The sequence below is a fragment of the Coriobacteriaceae bacterium genome (genome assembly GCA_025992855.1).
In the GTDB taxonomy this organism is placed as follows: domain Bacteria; phylum Actinomycetota; class Coriobacteriia; order Coriobacteriales; family Coriobacteriaceae; genus Collinsella.
In genome coordinates this window covers 668,922-693,455 of the sequence record DAJPGB010000001.1, presented here as the reverse complement: position 1 = coordinate 693,455, position 24,534 = coordinate 668,922, and the positions used below count along the sequence as shown (strand labels likewise).

Below are 24,534 nucleotides of genomic sequence, written 5' to 3'. Positions count from 1 at the left end.
CGAGGCTTTCGGGAGGCTCAAGCGGACAGGATTGCGCCAGGCCGGCAAAATGCCGGTACCCTACTTGCCGTCGTCCTGCTGCAGGCTGTCCTGCTCGCTGAGGCGCGCCTGCCTGCTGGCCATGCGCGCGGGCTTGTCGGGATCGGGTACGGCCGTGGGCATGGGCTCGTCGACATGACCGCCCCACCAGCCGCCCACAAAGTTGAGCGTGTGGAACACATTGATCACGGCGCCGGGATCAATGTCACACACCAGCTTGATAATGTCCTGACTCTCGTAGGTCGAGACAACGGCGTGCAGCAGATACATCTTTTCGCGGCTGTATCCGCCGATGACCTCGGCACAGCTAATGCCATGCTGAAAATGGTCAACATAGGCGGTCATGACCTCGTCTGCCTTACGCGTCGTGATCTGCAGCGTCACGCGGTCGTAACGACGATAGAAACTGTCGATGGTCTTGGTCGAAATAAACTGGAACACGATGGAGTACGCCGCCTTGTCCCAGCCAAACATAAAGCCAAAGATCGCCAGGATAAAGCAGTTGAAACCAAAGATGACGCCCCAGATGGTCTTGCCCGTGTGGTTGGAAACCCACAGCGCGATAAAGTCGGTGCCGCCAGTGGATGCGCCGGACTTAAGCGCGATGGCAGCGCCCAGACCCGAGACCACGCCGCCAAAAATGATGAGCATAATCTTGTCGCCCAAAAACGGTGCGAAGTGAAAGACGTTGAGGAACAGCGATGAGAGCACGACCTGCATCATCGAGAAGATGACGAAGCGCTTGCTAATGCCGCTCCAGCATAGGAGCGCCACGGGGATGTTGAGCGCGAGCATACCGAGCGAGATGTCGATGTGAACGCCGCCGAGCGAGGTAACGCGATCGAGCAGGACCGCGACGCCGGTAAGACCGCTCGGAAGCAGGTCGGCGGGTTGAATGAACGCCTGGATCAGGAATGTCTGGAGAACGGCGGAAATTGTGACCGCCACGGCGGTAATAGCGCGGCGGACGATGGTGAGACGGCCGAGCATGAGCACGCGGTCCGTGAGCTGATCGATGGCGTTCGCCACGTAGGCTCCTTTCGAAGGCAGATGTGGTTGTGGGGCATGCCCGCGATTGTAGCATGGAGCGTACGGGGGCGCTTCAATTCACCCTCCCTCGACAACCAAAGCGGGACCAGCAACCCCCACGACCAAAGGCCCAAATTACAAGTGAGTAGACTTTTTACGATCTGTCGAGCACACCCAAAACCGCCACCCCTGTGACCTGCGGTTTTACAAAGGAAGATATGCATTGTGCTCGGCCTGCGCCAAAAAGTCTACTCACTTAGCCCGAATCGAAGCCAAACGGATCAAAATAGAAACCAAATTGAGCCAATCCACCGAAAAAAACGTTTGAACCCGTGCTTCTCGCGGCGGATTGACACTACAAAGCGGCCAAAATGTCGGTCAAATTATCGATAACGGCATCGGCTCGCGATTGATCGAGGTTAACGCCCTCGTGCGGACGCAGCGCCAGGACGCGGGCGCCGGAACGTTTGCCAGCCTCGATACCCAAAGGCGAATCCTCGATAACCAGGCACTCGGCGGGCTCCACACCCAGCGCTTCCATGGCGCGCAGGTAGATCTCGGGGTCGGGCTTAAACGCGCTGCACTCGTGACCGCTGATGGTGTAATCCAGCACATCGGCAATGCCAGCAATCTCCACCAGCTCGTCGATCAGCTCGCGATAGGACGAACTCGCGATGGCACACTTCACGCCACGCTCGTGCAGCTCGCGCATCACCGGCTCCGTCTGCTCGTTGAGCAGCTCGGCATACGGAACGGGGTGATCCGGGCTGTAGACCTGCTTGTACTCCACGCGCAGACGCTCGCGCAGCTCAACATCGTCGGGCACCAGCGCCTCCCAAATGGCAGGCTCGTTAGATCCCGAAAGATCGGGGATCTCGTCAAAATGGAACCCCTTCTCTTCCATAAACGCCACGCGACGACGGTTGTAGAACCACTCGGTATCGACCAGCACGCCGTCCATGTCAAACAGCACTGCCTTGATCATACGCATCTCCTCCCACCTGCCAAAAAGGGACAGGTTTATTTTGGTAGGTTTTATCTGGGATTTGCGACGCGACAGACACGCCCTCCCCAGAGCAAAAAAGGGGACGGGGCGCAAAACCCCATCCCCTCTCAATCAACCCGTAAGGTCTACTTACTTGTGATTAGTAGGAAAGCTTCCACATGTAGCGACGCATGGTCAGCGGGTGCTGACGGGCCTCGGCGATCTGGTTGCCGTACTCGCGCATAACGGCGAGGTGCAGCAGCGGGTTGAAGTAGGTGATGACGCTCGCCGGCACGGCGTCGGCCAGACCGTAGTCCTTGGAGTCGATCAGAGCGACCTTGGCGCCCATGCGCTCAAGGAAGGTGAGGGCGCGGGCGTCCATCGGACGGGTAGCACCATCGGACATGAAGAAGACGTAGGGCTTACCCTCGGTGGAAACCTCGAACGGGCCGTGGAAGTACTCGCCGGTGTTGTAGGCGGCGGCGTCGATCCACTGCATCTCGGTGAACAGGAAGGCGGCGTGAGAGTAGGCCATCTTCTCGGAGGCACCGGAAGCCATGAAGTAGATCATCTTGTCGTCCTTAAAGTCCTCGGCGAACTTCTTGGCGAGCTTCTTGCAGTGCTGAGCGGCGTTCTCGCACAGGTCGAAGATGTTGGTGAGGCCGGTGATCATATCCTCGTAGTGATCATAGCCCTCGGTCTGCTGAAGGATCTCGAGAGCGAGAGCGATGGCGTAGCCAGGCTTCTCGGCCTTGGCGGCATAGTTGGCGTGGAAGCCGTGGACGATGACGTGGTCGGCGTCGACGGTCAGAGCGGAGCCAGCCTTGTTGGTGAGGGAGACGACCGGGCAGTTGTGCTTCTTGGCGGTCTTGTTGGCCTCGACGGTCTCGGGCGTGGAGCCACCGAGGGAGCAGGTGATCACGAAGGTGTGCTCGTTGACCCAGGAAGGCGTGTCGTAGTTGAACTCGTTAGCGGTGAAGATCTGAACGTTCAGCTTGTCCGTGTTGTTGGCCAGGAAGTACTTGGCGGGGTACAGGTCGGACATGGAGGCACCGCAGCCGACGAAGGCAACGCTGTGGATCTCGTGGTTGGACAGGACGTCAGCGACGATCTGCTTAGGGAGGTTAAGGTCGATCTCGTACATCTGACACATTCCTTTCGATTTTTGCGGCGCCACATTGCCGGGCGCTCGCAGGGTTACCGTGGTTTGGACCGAGTCGCCGGCCCGTTGAGGATGCGACAAGGGGACTATCCCATTGTCGCATTTTGGGAATGGAAGCCTGCCTGGGGTATGGGATGCCAGGCAGGCCCCCGGGGGAAAGCGGTTAGACGCTTGGTCGCGACTAGGCCAGGATGCCGGCCGCGGAGAGGGCGATGCCGCCCACGATGGCGATCACGAGAAGCCAACCGGTGTTGACGTTCTTCTTGATGAGCCAGTACATAAGGCCGGTGAGGCCAAGGGAGATCATCTGGGGCATCATGCCGTCCAGGATGTCCTGGATCACGACGGTGCCCTCAGCGAATTGCAGCGGGGTGGTGGCGCCGATCAGCGTAGCGATCATGCCGCCCACGGACATAAGACCCACAATGCCGCAGACATACATGAGCTTCTCCATGAGGTCGCCGCCCTGAAGCTTGCTCAGGTACTCGTGGCCGCCCTGATAGCCCATCTTGGCTGCGAACCAAGTGATCAGCACGGAGGGGACGATGGAGATGAGCATGGCCAGGATCGGGCCCATGATGGAGCCCTGCTGAGCCAGCTGAACGCCCAGACCAAAGGCGATGACGCGGATGGTGCCCTGGAAGAAGGAGTCACCGATACCGGAAAGCGGGCCCATGAGGGAGGTCTTGACCGCGTTGATCGAATCGGGGTCGAAGTTCTCGGGATCCTTGGCGTACTCCTCCTCCATGGAAGCGGAGAGGCCCAGGATGAAGGCGCTCGTCTGCGGGGTGCAGTTGTAGAACGCCATGTGACGGTGGTAGGCCTCTTTCTTAGCAGCGAGCTGCTTGGGGTCGGACTCATCCGGATAGAGGCGATCGAGCGTGGGAACCATGCCGTAGAGGAAGCCCATGTTCATCTGACGCTCGTAGTTCCAAGAGGCCTGGATGGCCCAGGAGCGCCAGAAGAACTGGCTGACCTTCTTGTTCAGGGACACGTCCTTGGTTGCGGTTGCCATAGTGTGTTCCTCCTTAGTCTTCGTCGTCTTCGAGCGGATCGTAGTCGGAATCGACACCGGCGGCTGCATGGGAACCGTTGAACTTGAAGCCCATGAAGACGACAGCCAGGCACACACCGATCAGAGCGACCGCGATGACGGACAGGTTGAGGTAAGCGGCGAGCAGGAAACCGATGAACAGGAACGGAGTCATACCCTTCTTGATCATCATGGTGAGCAGCAGGGCCAAGCCGTAGGCGGTCATGATCTTGGTCGAAACGTTCAGACCAGTGGACAGCCACTCGGGAACCATGTTGACGATGGCCTGAACCAGGTCGGTGCCAACAAAGACGGCGAGGAAGATCGGCAGGAAGTACATGACGGCGTACAGACCGGAGCCGGCGCAGATGTGCATACGGTAGGCGGTCTTGAACTTTCCGTTATCGATCGCGCTATCGGCCACATGGGTGAGGGCGGCGATGATGGAACGGAACACGATGCCGAGGAGCTGACCCAGGACGGCGACCGGGATGGCGATCGTCATGGCGGTCTCGGCGGAAGCATCGGTCAGGCACGCAAAGGCAGCGGCCACGATGCCGCCCAGGACCATATCGGGCGGAACGGCGGCGCCGACCTGCACCAGGCCCATGGACACGAGCTCGACGGCGGCACCGACGGCAAGGCCGGTGGGCACATCGCCCAACAGCAGACCGACGAGCGTAGCGCCAACGAGGGGCTGCTCGAAGTTAAGACGACCGAGCAGGCGGGAGTCCCACATGCAGAACACGCCGACGAGGCCGACGAGCACCGCACTGATGAACGTATTCATACCCTTCTCCTTTCAGTCAGGCAAAAGCCTGGTTGATTACAGCTTGGCGTCGATGTCGACGCTCTGATACGTAGGGGTCTGCTGGACGTAGAGCTTGATGCCCATGTCGAGCAGCTGGTTGACGTCGGCCTTCTGGGTGGCGTCGAGGAAGACGGAGCTGTCCTTGCCGCCGACCTGATCGGCACCGTCGTGGTTGGCGGTGGCGCCCAGGTTGATGGCGTCGAGCTTGTAGCCCTGGCAGAACTGCAGCATCTCGGCGGTGTTGCCAAAGACGAACATGACGCGCTCGCCGAGGGTGTTGAGCTTGTCCATCTTGGCGAGGGCACGCTCGACGGTGAAGACGTTCAGGCGCACGCCCTGGGGCTTGGCCAGCTTAAGAGCGCCCTTCTTGATGTCATCGTTGGCGGCAGCGTTGTCGACGACGATGATGCGCTCGGCCTGAACCTTGGTGGTCCAGGTAAAGACGACCTGGCCGTGCAGCAGACGGTAGTCAAGACGTGCGAGGACGATCTTGGCGGGACCGGAGCTGTGACGGGACGCCTTGGCCTTCTTGGCAGGAGCCGCGGCGGCCTCGACCGGTGCGTTGGGGTTGGTCAGACCGGTGCGGGCCTCGTTGATGAGGGCCGCGAGCTCGGCGCCCTTGACGGGGACGGGGCTCATAGCGAGCGTGAGCGCCAGCGGGATGTTGAAACCGCTGATCACCGTGAACTTCGTGCCGTTCTTGGAAAGCTCGACCATGCTGTTGTTGACCGAGCTGCCGAGCATATCGGTCAGCACATAGACGGTGTCGTCCGCGTTGAACGTGGCGATCATAGCCTCAACCTTATTGGTGATGGGCTCCTTGTCGTCACGAGCAAGCGACACGACGTGGACGTTCGACACGTCGCCGAGAACCATCTCGAGCGTGTCTTTGGCGCCTGCGGCCAGGCCGCCATGAGATGCGAGAATGATCTGATTCATCTTGCCTCCTCCTTTTCGTTATGGTCATTATAACGTCTTATACGTTGCTTATATTGCTAATTAGTATAAAGACCGTTCGCGGGTGAAAATCGACCGTTGACGGGTTTAACGTACTTGAAACGTTGGGGTTGGATAGGCCGGTGCTGGCTGGATAACCCCAGTTCAGACCCTGCGCGCAATCCTCTATCGTACGAAGTACCAGGGGCTTTCCTGCACGGTGGGCTCCAGCGCGATGCCGGTGCGCTCCTTAAACAGATCCATGTCCTGAGATTTTTCGGTCCACCACGCGTTGGGCTTAAAGGTCATGCTCTCAATGACATGACCGACAAACACACTGTTGCGCAGCTTGGAGAAGTCGGTGTTCATAATCAGGATGGACGCGAGCACCAGCACGATGCCCAGGACTTTGATCGCGCCGGCGGGCTCGGCGTAGATGCCAATACCGACCAAAACGGTCGCCACGGTTTCAAACGAAGCCACGACCGGCACCTTCGACGTCTCAAGATCCATCGAAAGGCCCTGCATATAGAAGATGTACGCAAGAGCCGTCGGAATAAAGCCAAAGCCCGCGAACAGCAGAATGAGCTGCGGGGACATTGCCGCGGCTACATCGGACCACGGAGCAGAAAGCACAGCCATAAAGCATCCGCCAAAGACAAAGCCCCAAAACGTCACCGCCAGCGGATGCAGCGTCTTGGTGGCCATGCGGCTAAACACAGCCAGCAACGCACCGCAAAGTCCGGCGATCACACCCGACGCGACGCCCCAAGTCGAGAAATGGAAACCGGACAGGTCCCCGCTCGTCACCGCGAGCACGCAACCCACAATGTTAAAGATGATGGCGACGAGCTTGTTGGGGGTCACGCCCTCGCGATAAAGCACGCGGCCGAGCATGACGCCAAACACCGGCGAGGTATAGAGCAGCACCGAGGCCGTGGACATGCCCACCTCGCCCATGCACTCGTAATAGCAGGTGTTGGCGACGGCCAAACCGACGATACCGACAAGTGCGCAGGGGACGAGCTCTTTAGGACTTGCCTTGAACAGCGCCATGGGACCCGAGGCTTTTCCCTCACGAGCACCTCCCTGGCAACCCATGAATACCAAAACCGGAGCCATCAAGACGGCACCCGACAACAGGCGAAAGGCCGCCATGCTCTGAGACGAAACGCCCAGGGCGGATATTCCGTTAACAAAGATGCCGATGGTTCCCCACATGAGGGCGGCGATCAGCACCAACGCATAGCCCATATTGCTTCTCTTCAACGCAGCCTCCTTGGTTCTGTTTCCAATATGTTTCATGCTACGTTATAGTCGTTATATACATTTTTCAAGGCACAAATCGGCGAACGGGAAATCTCTTGAAACAAGGAGTGCCCCCAACTGCCGGCAGAAAGGGAACGTCCCCAAGTGCCGCTCTGACAGTTGCGGTGAAATAGTTCTCAAACAGAGGCTTCACGCCCCCAAACAGGAACTATTCCACCGCAACTTATGAGGGGTATTGGGCTGTTAGGCCGCTCTATCCCTTAGTAATCCAGCTTCCACATGTAACGGCGCGTCATGTAGTCCTTGTGGGTGACGGCAGAGAGCGCGCGCATGTACACGTTGTTGAGAATCGGCGCAAAGATCAGGTGGTTGAAGTATTCGCTCACGCTGTCCTTGATGTCGTTGAGGCCGAGCTCCTTGGCGTCGAGCTGATAGACGCGCTCGCCACCGTACTGGTTGACGAAGCGGATGCCGCGCTCGTCGTTGCAGCGGCTGCGGCCGACGCTGATGAGCTGGAACAGCGAGGTGCGCTTGTCCAGGATCTCGAAAGGACCATGGAAGAAGTCGCAGGTGTTGATGGTGCAGGAGTCGATCTGCAGCATCTCCTGCACGTTGCAGATGCTAAAGACGTAGGCGGCACCAAAGAGCGGACCCTGAGCCATGACGTTGATGCAGGGCTTGTCGGCGTTCTGCTCGGCCCACTTGGCAGCAAGCGGACGGGTGTACTCGACGGCCTTGCGATAGATGGGGTCGACCAAGTCGAAAGCGGCCATAGCGGTCTCGTACTCGGCATAGCCCTCGGTCTGCTGCGTGAGCTCCATGGCGATCATGGTCACGACGGCGGAGTTGGTACGGCCCATGCAGGACTCGTCGACGGCCAGGCTGTCATACTGGATCTTGTAGTCGCAGACCTCGGTGAGGCCGGACTCGTCAACATAGATGGCGATGGTGCTGGCGCCGTGGTCCTTGGCGACCTGGGCGGCGACGATGGTCTCCTTGGTGCCGCGCATGGACACGACGACGGCCAGGGTGTTCTCGTTGACGTAGGCCGGGGTGGCGTGCACGAACTCGTTGCTGGTGTAGCTGGAGCTCACGACCTGCGTGGCCTCGTGCTCCATAAAGTACTGGGCAGGATAGTTGCCGCCGTTGGATCCGCCGGCGCCAATCCACACGACGCGCTTGATGCCGCCCTTGTCTGCCTTGTCAGCCAAAACCTGAGAGACGACGTCCTTAACCTGTTCCTGAGTAGTCATCGTGCATCAGCCTTTCTTCTCGTTTGATGCTCTCGATGGCATACAAGTTACATACATGTTTTGGTTATGTCGACTAGTTGTATGCTATATTTGTCTTAGAAATTTTGCTGGTAAAGTTTTCGGCAAGCCATTACCAGCGGTTTTGTTGTCATGTTGGATACATGCTTGGTTCAGTAAGCATACAAGTTAGATACAGGTTGTTCGCATGAGCACTTCGTCAAAAAAGAACTTGGCCCAATACGAGCGTCTGGCGGGTACGCTGCGCGACCGCATCGCCGCCGGCGTCTACGCGCGCGAAGACAAGCTGCCGTCCGAGATGGAACTCATGGACGAATCGGGGCTGTCGCGCAGCACCGTGCGCCACGCGCTTAAGGTGTTAGTTGACGAGGGCCTGGTGCGCACCGAGCGCGGACGTGGCGCCTTTGTGGCCGACACGCCAGCGCTCCACGAGAACAACCTGGTGTTTTCGAGCTATACGGCACAGGTCCAGGGTCAGGGCATGAAGCCCACCACGCGCACCGTGGACTCGGGCTTTGCCAAGGCGGCCGGCAGCATAGCTAAGTTCTTTGACGCCGCCATGGGCAGCAAGCTCGTCAAACTTGTCCGCCTGCGCTACCTGGACGACGCGCCACTGTGCCTGGAGACCACCTATTTGCCGCCAAGCTTTGGGTCGCTCATCGATCGCGATATCAACGGTTCGCTCTACGCCACGCTGCGCCAGGAATTCCATCGCGCGCCGGCACAGGGGCACAAGACCTTTGAGGTGTGCTATGCCTCGCAAAACGAGGCGTTTTTGCTCAACGTTGAGCGCGGGCAGGCGCTGATCCTGATCACCGACTACGTCTACGACACCGACGGTCGCCCGCTCCATGTCTCCAAGCGCATCCAACGCACCGACCGCGCCAAATACACCGAGCCCATCGGCTAACCACCACAATAGGGATAGGCACCTTTGTGGTGGTTTTAGGCGAGGAGGTCGGGGAACCAGGTTGGTTTGGGTTGGTTGGGAATGCGCTCGGCTAGAACCAGCTCCATCCAGCACATGTCGTACCAGCGGCCGAACTTTTGGGCGCAGCAGTCGAAGGCGCCCACCAGGCGATACCCCATATGGGCATGGAAATCCTGGCTGTTGTGCGTCAGGTACTCGTCGTCCTTATCGTGCGGCACGGCGATGAGCGCGCACATGTTGGTGATGCCCATCGCGATCAGGCACTGCTTGAGCGCGTCGTGTAGCTTGCGGCCCAGCCCGCCGTGGCGCACGTCGCGCGCCAGATAGATCGACGTCTCGACCGACCAGTCGTATGCCTCGCGGCTGTTAAGCGGGCTCACATAGGCATAGCCTACCGGACGCCCGTTCAGCTCCATCACCAGATACGGATAGCGCTTGAGCGTACGCTCGATGCGCCCAGCGAACTCCTCAACGCTCGGCACCTCGTATTCGCAGGTAATCGCCGTCTGGCGCACATATGGCTCATAGATGGCAAGCAACGCCGGCGCATCATCGGGCGTCGCCAGGCGAATCGTCGGCTCGGACATCTCGGTCATACAACCCTTCTCCCTCAAAAGCAAAGGCCGCCCTGCGCCAAACCCAGGCGTAGGACGGCCCTCGTCATTGCATCAAGCTACAGGACAGCCGCCAACGCGTCGATGTCCTCCTGCGTCGTGGCCCAGCTGGTGCAAAAGCGCACCACCGTGTGGGTCTCGTCGTACTTTTCCCAGTACTCAATCGAGGCATGCTCGCGAATGCGCGCCATGTCCTCGTTGGGCAGAATCACAAACTGCTGGTTGGTCGGCGTCTCCAAGAAGAACTGGTAACCGCGCTCGTGCAGCACGCGACGCAGCGCCCGAGCGGTCTCAATCGCCTGGCGGCCAATCTCAAAATACAGGCCGTCGGTAAAGAGCGCCTCAAACTGCACGCCCGTCAGGCGACCCTTGGCCAGCAGCGCGCCGTGCTGCTTAATGCGCGGAATGGGATGCGCCGGAGCGTGCGTGCCGCAAAACACCACGGCCTCGCCGCACAGGGCGCCGCACTTGGTGCCGCCGATGTAGAACACGTCGCACAGCTGTGCCAACTCGGGCAGGGTAATGTCGCACTCATCGGCCGCCAGCGCATAGGCCAGGCGGGCGCCATCCACAAACAGCGGAATCTCGCGCTTCTGGCACACCGCATAAATCTCGGCCAGCTCGGCCTTGGAGTACAGCGTGCCGTACTCGGTCGACAGGCTCACGTACACGGCGCCCGGGAACACCATGTGCTCGCAGCTCTCGTTTTCGTAGAACACCTGGATATAGCTTTCGAGATCCTCAGCGTGCATCTTGCCCTCGTAGCCGGGGATGGTGAGCACCTTGTGGCCGCCAAACTCGATAGCGCCCGCCTCGTGGCAGGCAACGTGGCCGGTCTCGGCGGCAACCACGCCCTCGTACGGCGCGAGCAGCATGTCAATCACCGTCGCGTTGGTCTGCGTGCCGCCCACCAGCAAAAACACGTCGGCATCGGGGGCCTGACAGGCCTCGCGGATCAGTTGCTTGGCACGCTCGGTGTGCGCATCGGTACCATAGCCGGGCTGCGGCTCCATGTTGGTGTCGACGAGCGCCTGCAGCACCGCCGGATGTGCGCCGTGGGAATAGTCGTTGTTGAACGCGAGCATGGCAATCCTCTCTTACCAGGTATCGTCCAGATGATTCAGGTGGGGCTATTGTACGCCGTGAGGATAGGCAATGCGCGCGGCAAGGCACTCAAGCGCCAACACCAGGGCAAAGCCGCAGCTCACGTCAGTCAAAAAGTGTGCACCGATCACGATACGGCCAAAGGCGACGAGCGCCGCAACCGCAGCCGCCGCCCAAAAGACCACGCGGCGACGCGAAGGCTTTTCCGTAAAGGCCGCCGCGGGAAGCCCGGCGAGCATAAGGCCGATCGCCGCGTGCGCCGTGTGTCCGCTCGCAAACGACTTAAAGCCGTCCTTGATTACGCCGGCCGCAATATAGCTCCACTTGTCGGGGTTGCCGATTACCCACCACGGCTGAAAATTGAGCCCCGGCGTGACCTCAATCACGCGCATGCGCGGGCGTGACCACAGCGGTTTGACGATCACGTTGAGGATGATGGCTTGGGCAACCCACACGGCAAGCACCATCAGCGCCCAGCGCGTGAGCTCGTCGGGGTCGGTGTCACGCGTAAGGCGATAGACGATGAGGTTGGCGGCGATGACCAGCACAAACGTCAGCACCAGCTGAGCCGCGATGAGTTTGCCGCCAACCCGCAGGGACGAAATAATCTCGTAGCCGGCCAGACCGACATTGACAAGGATGCCGAGCACGGCGAGCCATTTGCTCCCCCTGGAGTCGGGACGCGCCGCGCGCACAAGCATGACGCCCGCGATGCTCGCCGTCAGCTCGAACGGCAGCTCGCCGGCGGCCTCGATAAAGCGGCCGTACATGCTGCCGATGTTGAACAGCGCGCTCGAGATCTGGTAATCGAAGAAGCTGCCCACGCCCAGACAAAGGCACAGGACAACCGCGATCATGGCGACATCTTTCTTATAGATGTATCCGAACATGCTTTCCTTTCGATGAGGTCAGATTGCCCAAATGGGGCGTTTGCAGCGTCGACCCAATTAGTCGTCGTCGCTTGCACCCAGCTGTTGCAGCAGCATGAGGGCAGCCGCCACGGGGCCGGTGCCGTCGTTGGCGTCGAGACCGCGGCCCAGGCCGCTGCCCGCGCCGGCGCCGGCCTTGTAGGGCACCGACAGCTTGCGGCTCTTGGGGAAGTTCACCGCACCGTAGCGGGTCTTAAGCTCAAAGGCCACCTTCTTGGGTACGTCGACGCCCAAAAACGTGATGCGCCCGCCGCTGAGCGTAACGCTCTCGAGCCCCAGGCGCTCGCCGCGAATGCGGATGCGCGCGCGGTTGAACAGGTTGAGTCCCGCCAACGGCAGCTCGCCATGCGCGGCCTCGGTCTCTTCCTGGACCTCGTCGATACTCTCCAGGTCCTCGGCCGCCGCAAGCCTACGGTACACGAGCACGCGCTGGTCCACCGCCGGCAGGTACTCCTCGGACAAGAAGTAATCGGCCGGCAGGTTAATGCCCACGCTCGCCGCCTCCACGCCGGCATCGTCGTCGCCGCGCGCCTCTGCCACGGCCTGCCCCAGCATCTGCGTAAACAGGTCAAAGCCCACGCTCGATAGGTTGCCGTGCTGTTCGGCGCCCATCAGCGAGCCGGCGCCGCGAATCTCCAGGTCGCGCATGGCGATGCGCATGCCGCTGCCCAGGTCCTGAAACTCGGACAGTGCGGTCAGGCGCGCCGTGGCCTCCTCGGTAAGCGGCAACTCGCCCGGGAACATAAAGTACGCGTAGGCCTGCGTGGCCGAGCGGCCCACACGGCCCTTGAGCTGGTAGAGCTGTGCCAGGCCCAAACGCTGCGAGTCCTCGATGATGAGCGTGTTGGCGGTCGCGTTGTCGATGCCGCTCTCCACGATGGTCGTGGCGATGAGCACATCGATCTTTTTGGTCGCGAACTCGATCATCACGTCCTCGACCTCGCGCGGGCTCATCTTGCCGTGCGCCACGCCCACGCGCGCCTCGGGCGCGGCCTCGTGCACGCGTGCCACGGCGTCGTCGATGGTCTTGACGCGGTTGGACACGTAGTACACCTGTCCGCCGCGACCCACCTCCAGACGAATCGCCGCACTCACCACGTCGGGGTCGTACTCCCCCACGTGCACGATCACGGGGCGACGTCCGGTGGGCGGCGTGGTGATCAGGCTCATGTCGCGCACGCCGCTCGTGGCCATCTGCATGGTACGCGGGATGGGCGTGGCCGAAAGCGTGAGCACGTCAATCTGCTCGCGCAGGTTCTTGAGCTGCTCCTTGTGCTGCACGCCAAAGCGCTGCTCTTCGTCAATGATCACCAGGCCCAGGTTCTTGGGGTTCACATCGGCCGAGAGCAGGCGGTGCGTGCCGATAAGCACATCGATCGTGCCCTCGGCAAACGCCTTGAGCGCGCGCTTTTGCTGCGCCGGCGTGCGGAAGCGGCTGAGCACCTCGACCTCGAGGCCAAACGGGGCAAAACGCTCAAAGAACGTCTCGTAGTGCTGCTGGGCAAGAATGGTCGTGGGGCAGAGCACCATGACCTGGCGACCGGAGTCCACGCACTTAAACGCCGCGCGCAGGGCGACCTCGGTCTTGCCAAAGCCCACGTCTCCGCACAGCAGGCGGTCCATGGGCTTGGGCGCCTCCATATCGGCCTTAATATCGGCGATGGCCTCCAGCTGATCGCGCGTCTCGTCGTAGGGGAAGCTCTGCTCCATCTCGATCTGCTCGGGCGTGTCGGGCGGGCAAGCGATACCGGTAATCGAAGAGCGGCGCGTATACAGATCGACCAGGTCAAACGCCAGCTTTTTGGCGTTCTTGCGCGCCTTGTTGGTGGCACGCGTCCAGTCGGCGGTGTTGAGCCTGGTCAGGCGCGGCTTGTCACCGTCGGGACCAACGTAGCGCGTAATGCGGTCAACCTGCTCCAGCGGCACGTAGAGCTTGTCGCCGTCGGCATATTCCAGCAAAAAGTAGTCGCGCTCCTTGCCGCCCACTTCCTGGCGCGCGATCTCGCTAAAGAGCGCGATGCCGTGAGTGGCGTGCACCACGTAGTCGCCCGGCTTAAACGGGAACGTGATCTGCGTAATGTCCACCTTGCGGCGGCTGCGCGCGCGGTTGGCGTCCATGCGGGCGTTGAGGTCGGCGATTGAGAACACGGCCAGGTTGGCATCGGGCACCACCACGCCCTGCGGCAAGGCGGCATCGACAAAGGTCACGCGTCCGCGCGAGATGGTGGGCACGGCGGCGCCGGCGGCAGCCTGGGCGGCACCTGCCTCGAGCGAGCGGGCGTTGAGCGCGTCGGCCTTGCGTTCGCGAATTGCAGCATGAGCATCCTGGCGGACAGCACGATCGGCAGAATCCGCCGCCGCCACGCGCACACGGTCGCCAATAGCGCCGGCGTTTTCGGGCGCGGCCGTCAGCGACTCCTCAAAGGTAATACCCTCATCGCCAAAGGTGAGCTCCATCGACTCGCGCGCACCGCGGTCGGGGATGGCAAACACGCAGGCATAGCGCTTGCCCACGACCTCCTGGATGCGCGTCATAAAGCGTTTGTCCGAGCCCGCGATGGCCGGCTGCTCAATCTTGAGCTCTGCCGTCACCGCACCGCCGGCACGAATCAAGCTCACGTAGTTAAGGCGCTGCTGGGCACCAAAGTCGAGTTGCTGGGCACGCACGTACAGGCCGTCCAGACGGTCGACCCCCGCCTCGCCGGCACGCGCCTCGATATCCTCGTAGGCGCGCAGGCAGTCGTCGAACAGCGAGCGCGGCTCGGACAGCACCACGAGCGCCTTGCCGCTCACATGCGACAGCGGGCTCACGGTCTGGCCGTACATCACCGGCAAAAAGCGGTCGAGCTCGGGCGTGACGATGCGTGCATCCACCATCTCGAGCAGCGCCGCCAGCTTACTGTCGTCCTGGCTGGCGCGGTAGAGCGCCACGTGCATGTTGTGAACGGCCTCGTCGGTGAGCGCCAGCTCGCGGCAGGGGAAGATTTCGATGCTGTCCTCGTTGCCGATGGTCTGCCCCGTGGAACTCACCATGCGGCGGATGCGATCAATCTCGTCGCCAAAGAACTCAATGCGCACGGGTGCCTTCTCCTGCGCGGGGAACACCTCGACGGTATCACCGTGCACGCGGAACAGGCCGGGCGCGTCGGCGGCACCGGCATTGGTATAGCCCATGCCCACCAGGCGCCGCGGCACCTCGTCAAAAGGGATCTCCTCGCCCACCGCAAAGGTCGTGGACTCCCAGTAGCGGCTCTCGACCGGCGGCACGCAGCGCAGCAGTGCGCGGGCCGAGGCGACCATAATGCAGTTGTCGCCGCGCACGATGCGCCCGAGCGCCTCGCAGCGCTGCGCCACCACGGCATCGTCGGGCGCCTGCTCGCGCCACGGATAGTCCTTGCGCTCGGGAAAGCGGCACACGCGCGCCAGCCCCACATAGGCGGCAAGGCTGCGCGCAGCGCGATCGGCCGCATCCTCGCCGCTCACGATGTAGACCGTCGGGCGCGGACGGCGCGCAAACTGGGCGGCCGCCATGAGCGTGCGGCCCGACTGCGACACGGCCAGCGTCACGTCCTCGCCGGCATCGAGCCCGGCCTCGACGGTCTGCAGCGCCTCGGCAGTGTAGAGCTGCGCGGCTATACGGTGAATGAGCATGCTGTTCCTCCGGCATCGCAACGCCAAAAGCCCGCCGGGGCAAGCTCGGCGGGTCGTACGTCAAATATATTGTCTGTCATGGTAGCGCATGGAGAGGACTCCGACTCAAGGGCAAACCCGGCCCCGCAAAAAACGCCAGACGAAGATGCGTTCCGCCCTACCCCGTCACGCGCACGCTGGGGCACAAATCTGCCAGCGGACACTCGCCGCACTTGGGTTTGCGGGCGTCGCAGATCTCGCGACCGAAGGTAATCCACTGATGGTTGACCGACTCCCAATACTCGTGCGGCAAAATCTTGAGCAGATCCTGCTCGGTCTTGAGCGGCTCCTTGGCATGCGTCTTGGGACTCAACATCAGGCGGTGCGCAATGCGGTTGACGTGCGTGTCCACCGCAATGCCCTCCACGATGCCATACCCCACGTTGAGCACGATGTTCGCCGTCTTGCGTCCCACGCCCGGCAGCTTTACAAGCTCCTTCATGTCGGCCGGCACCTCGCCGCCATAGTCGGCGACGATCATCTGCGCGGCCTCGACGGCATGCTTGGCTTTGCTCTTGTAGAAGCCGAGTGACTTGATGGTGTCTGCCACGTCAGCCACGCTCGCCCCGGCCATGGCCTCGGGCGTGGGCCACTGGGCAAACAGCCGCGGCGTCACCTTGTTGACCTGCGCGTCGGTCGTTTGCGCCGAGAGTAGCACCGCGATCAGCAGGCGGAAGGGATTCTCGTGGTCCAAAAAGCACTCGACCGGGCCATAGCGACGGTTGAGGCGCTCGCACACCTCGATGGCGCGCTCGCGCTTGGCGGCATTGGTCTCGCGTGGCATAACGACTCCTCGGCTCAACGGCACAATAAACTTATAGGCACAATTGTCCCACGTCCGAGACGCTTACGCCTCCAAGAATGCGCCGGTCTGACGGCTCCACAGGCTCGCGTACTCGCCACCCGCCTCGACGAGCTGCGCATGCGTGCCGTCCTCGACAATCTCACCATCGGCCAGCACCACAATGCGGTCGAGCGCCGCCACGGTGGACAGGCGGTGCGCCACCACAATGGAGGTGCGCCCGCGCATCAGGTTCTCGAGCGCCTCCTGCACCAGCGCCTCGGACTCGCTGTCAAGGGCAGAGGTCGCCTCGTCGAGCACCAGAATCGGCGCGTCGGTGAGGATGGCGCGGGCGATGGCCACGCGCTGGCGTTGGCCGCCCGAAAGCTTGACGCCGCGCTCGCCCACCATGGTGTCAAAGCCGTTGGGTAGGCGGTCGATAAACTCGGTCGCATTGGCCAGGCGCGCGGCCTCGCGAATCTGCTCGTCGGTGGCGTCGGGGCGGCCGTAGGCGATATTCTCGCGAATGGAGCGGTGGAACAGCAGCGCCTCCTGCGGCACGTAGGCAACCTGGCGGCGCAGGCTCTGCTGCGTGCAGCGCGAGACGTCCTGGCCGTCCACGAGCACGCGGCCGCCTTGCACGTCGTCCAGGCGCAGCAGCAGCTTGGTAAGCGTCGTCTTACCCGAGCCCGATTTGCCCACCAGGCCCACGCGCTGGCCCGCCGCCACATGAAGTGTCAGGTCATCGAACACGTTCTCGCCCGCCGCAGCGTCACGGTACGCAAAGCTCAGGTGCTCAAAATCAATTGCGCCCTCGCGCACCTTGAGCTCGGGGGCGTTCTCGTCGTCTGCCACCAGACGCGGCTCGTCCAGCACGCGCGTCATCTCTGCCGCATCGCCCAAAGCGCGGTTGATACGCTGCATCATGGAACTCACGTAGTTCAGGCGCATGGTGAGGTTATAGGTGTAGGTAAAGATCATGACGAGCGAGCCCGCCGAGATGCCAAACCACGCGTTGCCGCCCGCCACGAACACACTCACCACGGCCATGGTGATGACGATAAGGCCCGATGTCGTAAAGTTGCGCTGCATCATGGCGTGCATCGAGACCGTCTCGGCGTCGCGCGCGGCACGATCGGCGGCGTCGAACAGATCGCGTTCGAAGTCCTCGCGCCCGCAGGTCTTGACGGCCAAGATGTTCGTGACCGCGTCGGAGAGCACGCCCGAGAGCTTGTTCTGCGCGGCGGACGTCGCGGCCGAAAGCGGCATGATGCGCTTGTACATAAGCCAGACAAACGCAATGTAGACGACCATGATGCACACCAGGATCACGGTAAATGTGGGCACCACCGGAGCGAGCGCCGCCACCGTGCAAATGACCGAGGTGATAGTGGGGATGAGCGAATACACCGTCACGTCCACCAGACCCGTGTAGCCGCTCATAAAACGGCTCGTCTGGCTCACGAGCGATCCGCCAAAGCGGCTGGTGTGGAATGTCATGGATTGATTGGAGAGCGTGTCAAAGCACAGGCGCGCCAGGTGATAGTTGCCCGCAATCTCGAGCTTGTAGACGGTGTAGTCCTGCAGCTTGGAGAGGATCTGGCCTGCCAAGTTGACGAGCACGAGCGCCAGGATATAGGGGCCGAAGACCTCAAACACCTGTTCACCCGCCACGGGGCCGGCCTGGACGCGGTCGACGATGAGGGCCATCACGTAGGTGTTGGCAAACGTGAGCAAAAAGATGTAGCCCGCCGACGAGAACACCGAGAGAAAGACGATCAGCGGCTGCGTGCGCGTGACGTCCCAAAAACGCTGCAGCGTGCGGCGCACGGTGGAGCGTTTGAGCGGACTGGTGCTTCTCTGAGACATGGGCTTCCTTTCGCGTCTGATAGGGCGAAACGCCATTGTTGCACATTGAAGCGCACTTCAGGCAAGCACGATGCGAAAAGCAGCGGGGCACCCGCGTTTACACCGGCGCCCCGCCGTCAGATGCAGCTAGTCCTCGTCTTTTTGGCCTGCGAGCAGCTCCGCGGATGTGAGCCCCAAAATCTCATCGGCTTGGTCGGCATCCTCCAGCGCGTCGATGTCCTTGAGCTTGCGCTCCATGACGTTGGTGCGCGTGGTAATGATGCCCTCGACCGTTTTGCCCGCGGTCTCGATCTGCTGTTGGGCGCGGCGCAGCGCCGCCTGATAGCGCGGCAGCTCGGCCTTGACGGCGGAGAGCACGCGCAGTACGTCGTCGGTACGTTTTTGCAGCCTAAACGTCTGGTAGCTCATCTGCAGACTATTGAGGATGGCCGCCATGGTGCTGGGACCGGCTACGTTGACGTGATAGTCGCGGCCCAGGATCTCGATAAGCCCGGGGCGGCTGACGATCTCGGCGTACAGCCCCTCAAACGGCACGAACATGATGCCAAAGTTGGTCGTTGCCGGCACACTCAGGTACTTTTCGCAGATGTCCTTGGCCTCGCGTTTCACCATCGTATCGAGCGTCTTGCGCGCTGCGGCGACGGCCTCAGCGTCACCAGACTCCTGGGCGTCGAGCAGATGCTCGTACGCGTCGCCCGGAAACTTGGAGTCGATCGGCAGCAGCACGGGGTCGCCCTCGTCTACCGGCAGCTTGACGGCAAACTCAACGCGTTCCGAGGCGCCGGGCTTGGTGGCGACGTTTTCCAGATACTGGTCGGGCGTAAGGATGTCCGCCAGGATCGCGCCCAGCTGCACCTCGCCCAAAATGCCACGCGCCTTGACATTGCCCAGCACGCGCTTAAGGTCGCCCACGCCGGTGGCGATAGACTGCATGTCGCCCAGGCCCTTGTGCACGGCCTCGAGCTGGTCGCTCACCTGCTTAAACGATGCCGACAGTCGGTCGTTGAGTGTGCGAGAGAGCTTCTCGTCCACCGTCGCACGCATTTGGTCGAGCTGCACGTTGTTGTCTTTGCGGATGGCGCCCAACTGAGCATCGACCGTCTCGCGCACCTTGTCCAGGCGATGCTCGATGCCTTCGCGGTTGGCGCCAAGCTGTTGGGCCGTCTCGCGGCGCAGGTCATCCATACGGTCGCCGGCCTGCGAGAACTCGCGCGCAATGGTCAGGTAGCGCTGCTGCTCTACGGCGGCGTCGGTCGTCTGCTGCTGCGCGATGGCATTTGCCGTGCGGCGGGTTTCGGCCAACGCGACGTTCAGGGTGTCGAGCGTGCTGTTGGCCTGCTCGAGCGCTACCAGCGTTTCCGCGCTACTGTCGCCACGCTCCCGCAGCTCGGCACGCAGGCTCTTGAGCTGGAGGGCGCAAGCCACAGCAACCCCCACCGCCACCAAGGCGATCACAACAAGCACAATATCAATAGCAGACATAAACTCCGCCCAACAAACCCAATCGAGCACCGATCAAAACCGCGATCAATCTTACCCCGCCATACGCACCGGGCGCCCGGTCCCTTCTTGGGCGCCCCTCTCCTCCGCATATTCCATAATGCGGCGCGCCGTCTCCCTGCTCACCTTTGAGTCATCACCGGCTAAATATGCGTACACGTTTCCCTTATTCAGATTCAAATCGCGGCAGAGACCGTAGCGCGTTACGCCCGATTCCTCTAGCGCTCCCAACGTTCTTTTTCGCATCAGGGCGTTGATCCTTCTGTCCGCCACTGGCTTTTCCTTCACCGCTCTATACGCACGCCAAACGTTGGCATAACGATTAGGAAGTTTATCCTCGGCGCATAGAGATGCCAGGCTACCCGTTTGGGCGTACAAGGACAAAACGCCTCGGTAGCCCTCTTCCATCCACGAACCCTCGGATAAGCCCAGAACGTATTCGGCTTTACCCTGTGCCAAAGCGAGCAAAAACAGGGGCTCCGCCACGCGCGGCGCAACCGTCGTCGCTTGCTTAACCAGTTTTCTAAAACTGAGCGACTGCTGTCCGGATAGCTCTCGGCAATAGCCTTTTAAGAATCCCTCAAAGGTCAGATTCAACCGAGCACCTCCTTTTTGTATTGCCTGTATGCACAGACCATCTCTTGATAACTCCGCTCCGAAGGCGACGACGCCAGTGCTTCTCCCTCGTCGAATATAAGCCGTTCGAGCAGCCCCCAATCAAGTCGGTCGACGAATGCCTGACTATGAAGATCGATGATGTCGTTCGGACGGAAGGCATAGAGCTTCATTACCGCCAGATCCTCCAAGGATGGCGTAAAGTACCTGATAAAACGCGCCCCAATATCCAAGGGGATCAAACGATCTTCGTAATTGAATGGCATCTGATTACAATATGCCACCGCCATACCATTCACCTCGGGGTATCGAGCTATGATCTCGCGGAGGCACCTGTCCGCCTCAAACACATCGATGTCATGTGTAACCGAACGATTCGTCACATCGTTTAGCATGAAGGCGCTTCCTCCCACCAATACAACGCTCGGTCTGTCGTCTCTTGGACCTATTTCCAGCTCTGCCTCTTCGTCAATGCCCAACAGAGTCTGCTCTAAATCCTGCTTATACATAACAAATCCTATTATTATTCAACTTCAATAATACTATTCAGTCGCACGACAGGACCAACAGGATGCAAGAATTCCGCTCGTGGCGATAATCCCTACATCCTAGAAGTCCTAATGTTACAAACGCTAGCTCTCCCAGCCGGTGCGGATGGTTGTTATGACGTCGCCTAGGCGCTGGCCCAGGGCCGCTAGATGTTGGAGCACCTCGTTGGGCGATGCGCCGTTGAGGATGCACGTGAGGGCATACGACGCCAGAAAGATGACCGCAAGCCCCAGCGGGATGAGCACGATCATCGCCAATGTGCGCAGGCGCTGGCCCACGCGGCGACGACGCGCACGACGCTTGTCGAACGCGAGCTCCTGCGCATATGAATCTTGCTGTACGGAATAGGCCTCTGGTGCCGATTCGCCCGCAGGCGAAACCACAGGCGTGGCATTTTGCGCAGGGGGCTGGGCTGCCGCCCCCTGCATTTGCATCTCCATGAGTCGTTGCTGCTGACGCAGCATGCGCTCAGCTTGTTGCTGCGGAGTCTCAAGAAACAGATCCATGCTGGCCTCCAAAATCGGAGCATTCGACGCTTACGACCAGCATCCCGCACCGCCATGACCGCGACAACGCAATCGCCGGCAATAGCCACAAAGTTTCTTTTGCTCAAAAGCTGTCGAAAAGCTCAACAACTCCCCTACCAGCACTTTCTCTGAGCTTTTTTCGTCAGCAATCTTTTGGCCTTCCACCCTTACGCCAACTGACCAAAATCTAACCAAAAGCTTGACGAAAATTGTGGAAACAGGGACCCCACACAAAAAGTGCCGCCCCAAAGGGCGGCACACAAACTTATTATCAGCTTTTCTGTAACGAGCACGCGACGACTCAACGTCGGAGCGCAGGGCGGGGAAACCTTTGCCTCGCGCGACCCTGCGAAGCCGTGAGCGAGAGGGAAAGGTTTCCCCGCCCTGCGCTCCGTGGTCGGTGAGGACAGACTACATGCCTGCGAGACCTCGGGCGGCGGTGGCGCACATAAACGCCAAGGCTAGAATCACGAGCGAGCCCGCGATGTCTGCCAGCACGCCCATTGCACGGCGTTCAAACAACCAGCTCTCAAAGTGCGGGGCGACGTTGCGCCAAACACGCCACAGCAAGATGCCCATACCGATGACGCCCGGGATATTGAGCAGTAGGATCTCGGAGCACAAAAGACCGATCAGGTCACCGGCGGCAAAGCCCGCATCACCCTCGCAGTATTTGCGGTAGACCATATACAGCATGTACGCCACAAACGGCTGCAAGCACGCAGAAATAAACGAGACCACCATCGAGGGGTCCTGCGAAAAGACCTCGGTGAGTTTATCGACACTCGTGGCGTCCTTCGAAGCCAAGAATAAACCGATAACCACAAGGGGCACCACGCCCAAAATTACCTCGACCAGAGTAAACAACTTGGCAGTCAAATCCTCACTAGCCGAATTCAAATGAGGCGCCCACTCAGGATGAGCATGCGCGCCGACTTTCTTGTCCTTCTCGGCACGATCGGCCTTTTTACCCTCGGCAACCCGATGACCAGGATCCTTGCGAGTTCCCGCCGCAGCAACCCGAGCTCGAGACTTCTTGCCCATAACCAACACCTCACAAGAGGAAACGAATAGCCAACGCTACCCAGTGTACCCTCTAAGCAACGTCACCGCCCCAACCGGCCCCCACAAAAACGTGCCGCCCATAAGGGGCGGCACACAAACTTCTTATCAGCTTTTCTGTAACGAGCACGCGACGACCCAACGCCGGAGCGCAGGGCGGGAGGCCGGATCGTCTTCCCTCAACGCGACCCTGCGGAGCCGTGAGCGAGGAGGGAAGGCGATCCGGCCTCCCGCCCTGCGCTCCGCAGCAGCCAGCGCCAAGCGCTAGTAGTTCACCACCTGCTCCTCAAAGTACGCCTTCGGGTGGTTACACACCGGGCACACCTCAGGCGCCTCGGCACCAACGTGCAGGTGCCCGCAGTTCAGGCACTTCCATACCTTCACGCCCTCACGCTCAAACACCTCGCCCGACTCGATGCGCTCGACGAGTTTGTTGTAGCGCTCCTCGTGGGCCTTCTCGACGGCGGCGACACCACGGAACTTCTCGGCGATCTCGGCAAAGCCCTCCTCCTCGGCGGTCTTGGCAAACTCGTCGTACATCGTGGTCCACTCGTAGTTCTCGCCCGCGGCGGCGTCGCGCAGGTTGTCCAGAGTGCCCGGAACGGCGCCGTCGTGCAGATACTTAAACCACAGCTTGGCGTGCTCGGACTCGTTGCCCGCCGTCTCGGCAAAGATATTCGAAATCTGAACGTAGCCATCCTTCTTGGCCTTAGATGCGTAGTAGCGATACTTGGTGTGTGCCTGGGACTCACCGGCAAAAGCGGCCTCGAGGTTCTTCTTGGTTTGGGAATTCTCAAAATCCATAGGTGTACTTCCCTTCAACACGTGCCGCCCATAGGCTTTGAGCGACCTTGTCTTTAGGATGCCCTCAAGCCGCGAATTTAAACCTTACAATCCCGTTCTTCAGATTTGAGCGGGCTACACACTCAACCAGCGATCGCCCTCGGCTCGGCAAAAGCCCTCGCGCTCCAGGTCGGCCAGAATGCCCGCGACAAGCTCGCGCTCGACCGGTCCACGCCCAGCCGCCGCTTCCATCTCGTTAACGCCCACCACGGCATCAGCAAGCGTAATCCCCGCCGGCTGGCCATCGCGCGCTGCCAGCAACATACGCACGATATGCGCGCGCTTTTGGCGACGCGAGCCCTCAAACTTTGATTGACGGCTATAGCCCGCCGAGCGCCTGGACGGATTGGGCAACGTCTTTTTTAGATATGCGCCGTAATCCAGCAACGCGTAATACCACGCGCGCGGCGTATCGGCATCATCGAGCGGCACGGCAAAGGGAGCGATCTCGTCGGTCGCCGCACCGGGGGCCGCCGGACAGGCCGCCTGAATCAGCGGCACCAGCTCGCGATCGGGAACAGCCGGTACATCGGGAAAGAAGTGATGCAGAAAGACCGTGCGCACGTTGGTCTCCAGATACACGCCCGGAAGGTCAAACGCAAACGACCGGATACCCTGCGCCGTTGCCGGGCCAATACCAGGCAGAGCGACCAAGTCACGCGTCTCGTGCGGAAACTCCCCGGCCCAATCCTCTACGACCCGTTGAGCGGCCTTGTGGAGCGCCAGAGCACGTCGGTTGTAGCCCATCCCCTGCCAAGCGTCCAAAACATCGGAAGGCGCGGCCTGGGCAAGCGCCTGCACGGTCGGAAAGCGATCGAGCCACGCCGGCATGCGCGTCTCCACGCGCGGCACCTGTGTTTGCTGCAGCATGACCTCGGAAAGCCAAATGATGTACGGATCGCGCGTGCGGCGCCACGGAAGGTCGCGATAACGCAGGACCCCTTCCGAACGAATCATCGAACGAAAGGGGTCCTGAATCATGGCT

The 24,534-nt window shown here is 60.9% G+C and carries 22 protein-coding genes; 1 reads left to right on the top strand and 21 read right to left on the bottom strand.

Features of this window, described 5'->3' with window-relative positions; all coding sequences use genetic code 11:
- Positions 1-60: 60 nt before the first annotated feature.
- From OIL88_02865 to OIL88_02830, 8 genes are all read right to left on the bottom strand, one after another.
- Positions 61-1,068 (bottom strand): YitT family protein, encoded by a 1,008-nt coding sequence (locus OIL88_02865; GenBank protein ID HJI71316.1) that lies wholly within the window; start codon positions 1,066-1,068, stop codon positions 61-63.
- Positions 1,069-1,423: 355 nt separating this feature from the next.
- On the bottom strand, positions 1,424-2,053 hold the full coding sequence (locus tag OIL88_02860) for an HAD family phosphatase (GenBank protein HJI71315.1): 630 nt from the start codon (positions 2,051-2,053) through the stop codon (positions 1,424-1,426).
- Positions 2,054-2,213: 160 nt separating this feature from the next.
- Positions 2,214-3,197: an SIS domain-containing protein gene (locus OIL88_02855; GenBank protein ID HJI71314.1), complete on the bottom strand. Its 984-nt coding sequence runs from the start codon at positions 3,195-3,197 to the stop codon at positions 2,214-2,216.
- A gap of 199 nt (positions 3,198-3,396) precedes the next feature.
- The gene (locus tag OIL88_02850) at positions 3,397-4,230 is read right to left on the bottom strand and encodes a PTS system mannose/fructose/sorbose family transporter subunit IID (protein HJI71313.1); all 834 of its coding nucleotides are present in this window, start codon (positions 4,228-4,230) and stop codon (positions 3,397-3,399) included.
- A 13-nt stretch (positions 4,231-4,243) separates the two neighbouring features.
- Positions 4,244-5,038 carry a PTS sugar transporter subunit IIC gene (locus OIL88_02845; GenBank protein HJI71312.1) on the bottom strand — a complete coding sequence of 265 codons (795 nt, stop codon included), beginning with the start codon at positions 5,036-5,038 and terminating at the stop codon, positions 4,244-4,246.
- Between the two features lie 36 nt (positions 5,039-5,074).
- Entirely contained in the window at positions 5,075-5,998 is a 924-nt protein-coding gene (locus OIL88_02840) for a PTS mannose/fructose/sorbose transporter subunit IIAB (GenBank protein HJI71311.1), read from the bottom strand.
- Between the two features lie 183 nt (positions 5,999-6,181).
- Positions 6,182-7,264, bottom strand: coding sequence for a DMT family transporter (locus OIL88_02835; GenBank protein ID HJI71310.1), 1,083 nt, complete (start codon positions 7,262-7,264; stop codon positions 6,182-6,184).
- A 260-nt stretch (positions 7,265-7,524) separates the two neighbouring features.
- Complete coding sequence (locus OIL88_02830; protein ID HJI71309.1) at positions 7,525-8,517, bottom strand: SIS domain-containing protein; 993 nt, start codon at positions 8,515-8,517, stop codon at positions 7,525-7,527.
- Between the two features lie 205 nt (positions 8,518-8,722).
- Here OIL88_02830 and OIL88_02825 point away from each other — a divergent pair, with 205 nt between their 5' ends.
- Positions 8,723-9,445 (top strand): GntR family transcriptional regulator, encoded by a 723-nt coding sequence (locus OIL88_02825; protein HJI71308.1) that lies wholly within the window; start codon positions 8,723-8,725, stop codon positions 9,443-9,445.
- Between the two features lie 35 nt (positions 9,446-9,480).
- Here OIL88_02825 and OIL88_02820 read toward each other — a convergent pair whose 3' ends face one another.
- The 13 genes from OIL88_02820 to OIL88_02760 form a co-directional block, all read right to left on the bottom strand.
- Positions 9,481-10,062, bottom strand: a complete 582-nt coding sequence (locus OIL88_02820) for a GNAT family N-acetyltransferase (GenBank protein ID HJI71307.1) — start codon at positions 10,060-10,062, stop codon at positions 9,481-9,483.
- Positions 10,063-10,139: 77 nt separating this feature from the next.
- Positions 10,140-11,165 (bottom strand): beta-eliminating lyase-related protein, encoded by a 1,026-nt coding sequence (locus OIL88_02815; GenBank protein HJI71306.1) that lies wholly within the window; start codon positions 11,163-11,165, stop codon positions 10,140-10,142.
- Between the two features lie 45 nt (positions 11,166-11,210).
- Positions 11,211-12,074 carry a phosphatase PAP2 family protein gene (locus tag OIL88_02810; protein ID HJI71305.1) on the bottom strand — a complete coding sequence of 288 codons (864 nt, stop codon included), beginning with the start codon at positions 12,072-12,074 and terminating at the stop codon, positions 11,211-11,213.
- Positions 12,075-12,131: 57 nt separating this feature from the next.
- Positions 12,132-15,764 carry a transcription-repair coupling factor gene (mfd, locus tag OIL88_02805; protein HJI71304.1) on the bottom strand — a complete coding sequence of 1,211 codons (3,633 nt, stop codon included), beginning with the start codon at positions 15,762-15,764 and terminating at the stop codon, positions 12,132-12,134.
- 157 nt (positions 15,765-15,921) lie between these two features.
- On the bottom strand, positions 15,922-16,587 hold the full coding sequence (gene nth, locus OIL88_02800) for an endonuclease III (GenBank protein ID HJI71303.1): 666 nt from the start codon (positions 16,585-16,587) through the stop codon (positions 15,922-15,924).
- Between the two features lie 63 nt (positions 16,588-16,650).
- A complete protein-coding gene (locus tag OIL88_02795) occupies positions 16,651-18,453 on the bottom strand; it encodes an ABC transporter ATP-binding protein/permease (GenBank protein HJI71302.1) in 1,803 nt (600 codons plus the stop codon).
- Between the two features lie 126 nt (positions 18,454-18,579).
- A complete protein-coding gene (rmuC, locus tag OIL88_02790; protein ID HJI71301.1) occupies positions 18,580-19,935 on the bottom strand; it encodes a DNA recombination protein RmuC in 1,356 nt (451 codons plus the stop codon).
- A 51-nt stretch (positions 19,936-19,986) separates the two neighbouring features.
- Positions 19,987-20,550, bottom strand: a complete 564-nt coding sequence (locus OIL88_02785) for a hypothetical protein (protein HJI71300.1) — start codon at positions 20,548-20,550, stop codon at positions 19,987-19,989.
- Positions 20,547-21,077, bottom strand: a complete 531-nt coding sequence (locus OIL88_02780) for a DUF6036 family nucleotidyltransferase (protein HJI71299.1) — start codon at positions 21,075-21,077, stop codon at positions 20,547-20,549. Before OIL88_02780 ends, OIL88_02785 begins: the two co-directional genes overlap by 4 nt.
- Positions 21,078-21,200: 123 nt before the next feature.
- A complete protein-coding gene (locus tag OIL88_02775; GenBank protein ID HJI71298.1) occupies positions 21,201-21,623 on the bottom strand; it encodes a hypothetical protein in 423 nt (140 codons plus the stop codon).
- Positions 21,624-22,055: 432 nt separating this feature from the next.
- Complete coding sequence (locus OIL88_02770; GenBank protein HJI71297.1) at positions 22,056-22,688, bottom strand: hypothetical protein; 633 nt, start codon at positions 22,686-22,688, stop codon at positions 22,056-22,058.
- 282 nt (positions 22,689-22,970) lie between these two features.
- On the bottom strand, positions 22,971-23,510 hold the full coding sequence (locus OIL88_02765; GenBank protein HJI71296.1) for a rubrerythrin family protein: 540 nt from the start codon (positions 23,508-23,510) through the stop codon (positions 22,971-22,973).
- 114 nt (positions 23,511-23,624) lie between these two features.
- Positions 23,625-24,530 carry an adenine glycosylase gene (locus OIL88_02760; protein ID HJI71295.1) on the bottom strand — a complete coding sequence of 302 codons (906 nt, stop codon included), beginning with the start codon at positions 24,528-24,530 and terminating at the stop codon, positions 23,625-23,627.
- Positions 24,531-24,534: the final 4 nt, after the last annotated feature.

Excerpts from the sequence above, each read along its gene's own strand:
- OIL88_02860 (HJI71315.1), bottom strand. The coding sequence starts at position 2,053 with ATGATCAAGGCAGTGCTGTTTGACATGGACGGCGTGCTGGTCGATACC.
- OIL88_02855 (HJI71314.1), bottom strand. The coding sequence starts at position 3,197 with ATGTACGAGATCGACCTTAACCTCCCTAAGCAGATCGTCGCTGACGTC.
- OIL88_02850 (HJI71313.1), bottom strand. The coding sequence starts at position 4,230 with ATGGCAACCGCAACCAAGGACGTGTCCCTGAACAAGAAGGTCAGCCAG.
- OIL88_02845 (HJI71312.1), bottom strand. The coding sequence starts at position 5,038 with ATGAATACGTTCATCAGTGCGGTGCTCGTCGGCCTCGTCGGCGTGTTC.
- OIL88_02840 (HJI71311.1), bottom strand. The coding sequence starts at position 5,998 with ATGAATCAGATCATTCTCGCATCTCATGGCGGCCTGGCCGCAGGCGCC.
- OIL88_02830 (HJI71309.1), bottom strand. The coding sequence starts at position 8,517 with ATGACTACTCAGGAACAGGTTAAGGACGTCGTCTCTCAGGTTTTGGCT.
- OIL88_02825 (HJI71308.1), top strand. The coding sequence starts at position 8,723 with ATGAGCACTTCGTCAAAAAAGAACTTGGCCCAATACGAGCGTCTGGCG.
- OIL88_02820 (HJI71307.1), bottom strand. The coding sequence starts at position 10,062 with ATGACCGAGATGTCCGAGCCGACGATTCGCCTGGCGACGCCCGATGAT.
- OIL88_02815 (HJI71306.1), bottom strand. The coding sequence starts at position 11,165 with ATGCTCGCGTTCAACAACGACTATTCCCACGGCGCACATCCGGCGGTG.
- OIL88_02810 (HJI71305.1), bottom strand. The coding sequence starts at position 12,074 with ATGTTCGGATACATCTATAAGAAAGATGTCGCCATGATCGCGGTTGTC.
- mfd (HJI71304.1), bottom strand. The coding sequence starts at position 15,764 with ATGCTCATTCACCGTATAGCCGCGCAGCTCTACACTGCCGAGGCGCTG.
- nth (HJI71303.1), bottom strand. The coding sequence starts at position 16,587 with ATGCCACGCGAGACCAATGCCGCCAAGCGCGAGCGCGCCATCGAGGTG.
- OIL88_02795 (HJI71302.1), bottom strand. The coding sequence starts at position 18,453 with ATGTCTCAGAGAAGCACCAGTCCGCTCAAACGCTCCACCGTGCGCCGC.
- rmuC (HJI71301.1), bottom strand. The coding sequence starts at position 19,935 with ATGTCTGCTATTGATATTGTGCTTGTTGTGATCGCCTTGGTGGCGGTG.
- OIL88_02780 (HJI71299.1), bottom strand. The coding sequence starts at position 21,077 with ATGTATAAGCAGGATTTAGAGCAGACTCTGTTGGGCATTGACGAAGAG.
- OIL88_02775 (HJI71298.1), bottom strand. The coding sequence starts at position 21,623 with ATGGATCTGTTTCTTGAGACTCCGCAGCAACAAGCTGAGCGCATGCTG.
- OIL88_02770 (HJI71297.1), bottom strand. The coding sequence starts at position 22,688 with ATGGGCAAGAAGTCTCGAGCTCGGGTTGCTGCGGCGGGAACTCGCAAG.
- OIL88_02765 (HJI71296.1), bottom strand. The coding sequence starts at position 23,510 with ATGGATTTTGAGAATTCCCAAACCAAGAAGAACCTCGAGGCCGCTTTT.
- OIL88_02760 (HJI71295.1), bottom strand. The coding sequence starts at position 24,530 with ATGATTCAGGACCCCTTTCGTTCGATGATTCGTTCGGAAGGGGTCCTG.